The organism is Photorhabdus sp. RW14-46 (genome assembly GCF_963887965.1).
Classification (GTDB): domain Bacteria; phylum Pseudomonadota; class Gammaproteobacteria; order Enterobacterales; family Enterobacteriaceae; genus Photorhabdus; species Photorhabdus laumondii.
Map to the genome: position 1 here is coordinate 1 of NZ_CAWPHH010000081.1, position 2,755 is coordinate 2,755.

Annotated in this window: 3 protein-coding genes; all 3 read left to right on the forward strand. The window is 44.4% G+C overall.

What is annotated here, in order from left to right; genetic code table 11:
* Positions 1-83 precede the first annotated feature (83 nt).
* Entirely contained in the window at positions 84-665 is a 582-nt protein-coding gene (locus AACQ38_RS23530) for a plasmid pRiA4b ORF-3 family protein (RefSeq protein WP_165579218.1), read from the forward strand.
* A 119-nt stretch (positions 666-784) separates the two neighbouring features.
* A complete protein-coding gene (locus AACQ38_RS23535; protein WP_054481491.1) occupies positions 785-1,366 on the forward strand; it encodes a recombinase family protein in 582 nt (193 codons plus the stop codon).
* Between the two features lie 24 nt (positions 1,367-1,390).
* Positions 1,391-2,755: ISKra4 family transposase (locus AACQ38_RS23540; RefSeq protein ID WP_165579219.1), on the forward strand; the 1,365-nt coding region annotated here is incomplete at its 3' end.

Below are 2,755 nucleotides of genomic sequence, written 5' to 3' on the forward strand. Positions count from 1 at the left end.
GGAGAGCATGAAAAACTGTGGGGTATCCCTTTAATCAATTAATATGATCGTCCTCATCATCATTGTGACAAAGGGAGAAAACAATGCCTGTCTATAAGATCAAAATGGCTATTAGAGATATTAGTCCGATGGTTTGGCGACGTTTTCGTCTTCACAGTAACATGTCACTTGGTGCTTTCCATTTTCTTCTGCAGTTTGCTTTTGGATGGGATAACGACCATCTTCATACATTTCATATTCACGGTAAAGACTATGGTATTCGCTATGAAGGCGGACTGGTTTTCTATGATAATCCTTGGACAATTTCGCTTGCCTCATTTCAGTTTGAAAATCGCGATAAGTTTACTTATGAGTATAATTTTTTCCGCCACTGGTTGTTAGATATCCGTATTGAAGCGATTGAATCAGATCTAAATAAAAACACGCCATTTTGTCTTAGTGGTCAAGGAATGCCTGATGCGACTGAATATGATGAAACCGAAGTAACGATTAAACTCTTGGAAGCTATTGCAGAAAGTGATGACAAAACGACTTGGGGTGATATTCAGGAGTTTATTGACGAGTACAACCGCGTCAAGTTTAACCGCCGACGACTCAATCAGTTATTAAAGCGTTATGATTTTGACACGCCGAATTATTCGCAGGGCTTGGACTGGGATCCCTAAAGGTATACCTTTTCATTTGGGCTAAAAACAAGGCTATATATCTCTATAAACCTAGAAAAAGTCAATTTTATAGAGTATTCTACAAACCTTTATCAGGTTTAAAGACTGCTGAGGGTAGTATGCACTATGCCTATATCCGGGTGAGTTCGGTTGACCAGCAAATTGATCGCCAGAAAGAGGCACTGTCTGCATCCGGTATTAAAATTGACAAAATCTATATCGAACAGGCCAGTGCGAAAAACATCAACCGGCCACAGCTTCAAAATATGCTTCAACAGGTCAGAACCGGCGACACGATAGTTGTTCACTCCATCGATCGGTTATGCCGCAATATGATGGACATGTGTACTCTGACCCTGCGTTTACGCGAACAAGGTATTACACTGATCTTTCTGAAAGAACAGCTCACGTTTAGTGCCAACGAGGGTACACCTATGCAAGAGCTGCAACTGCATATGATGTCGGCCTTCAGTCAGTTTGAACGGGCACTCATTCGAGAAAGGCAAACCGAAGGAATTGCCGCGAAAAAACAACGTGGAGAACGAACGGGCAGGCCGCCGGCGGAGATCAGTAAATTACCTCAAATAGACGCGTTAAGAGCGAAAGGTATCAAGTTAAAGCTGGCTTGCGATAACGTAGGGTTAGGTGTTTCTACGTACTATAAATTGCGTCACCAGCTAAAAAACGGGGGAACACGGTAGCCGCAGCCCCGGGAGGACAGCACCATGCAATTCACAATCCAAATCGCGATGGTCGATAAATCGGGTCATCGCCATACTGAGACGTTATTCACGATAGAAAAACAGTCCGATGCCCCCAATGACCTTGGACTTTCCCTGTCTGAATCGAAATTACTTTTGAACGCTATCCAGCAATCTGTGATCCAGAAACAGGTGGCGGAATATTTGGATGAACACCGTGCTTGTCCTTGCTGTCAACGAAATCGCCGGATAAAAGGCAAACAAATCATCCAGTATCGAACCTTATTTGGTATTATCCCGGTAGCGGGATTTCGGGTTTACCGGTGTGCGTGTGAGAAACATTCAAACCAAACCGTTAGTCTGCTCAACCACTGGTGTGATACGCATACTCACCCGGAGCTCAGATATATAGAAACCCGGTGGGCGTCACTGATGTCTTATGGACTGACTGCCAGCCTGCTCAAAGATGTTCTGCCAGTGGGAAAACACTGTAATGCCGCCACCGTCAGAAATCACCTGTGTCAGACGGCCAAAAAACAAGAGGCTGAATTAGAGGGAGTGCCAGATTTTCTCCCCGGTGCTCCCCGTGAATGGGAAAAATTACCCAAACCGGGAAAACCAATAACGGTGGGCATTGATGGCGGCTACGTCAGAAACCGGGACGACAGAAAACACCATTTCGAAGTCATTGCCGGCAAATCATTTGCGACGAATGTCCCGACCAAACGCTTTGGTTTCGTGCAATGTCTGGAAAATCATCCCAGAAAAAAACTCATTGCCCAGTTATCTGTACAGGGCATGCAGATGAATCAACAAATTACTTTCTTATCGGATGGGGCCGATAATCTCAGGGATTTGCAATTTAACCTGTACCCCGAATCGCAGCACGTACTGGATTGGTTTCATATCACGATGCGGCTGACCGTATTAAAACAATATGCCAGAGGGGTATCGAAAAACGCCCCGGAACTCGGCGAAGAATTGCTGGCCGCTTTAACCCGTACAAAATGGTATCTCTGGCATGGCAATGTGATGAAGGCATTAGAACACCTGGATGATTGTGCTGCGATGTGTGATGAGGACATCTCGCATTATGATAATAAGAAATCCTTGTCAAAACATATTGATGAAATGTACACCTATATCGAAAATAACGGCATGATGATCCCGAATTACGGTGAAATGTATCGCTATGGTGAACCCATTTCCTCTTCATTTGTTGAATCGACGATCAATGAAGTGATTGCCAAACGGATGGTGAAAAAACAGCAGATGCAGTGGAGCCAGCAAGGTGCGCATTACTTACTCCAGACCCGTACAGCCGTACTGAATGATGATTTGAAAACCCAATTTGAGTATTGGTATCCGGGCATAAAATTAGGTGACGAA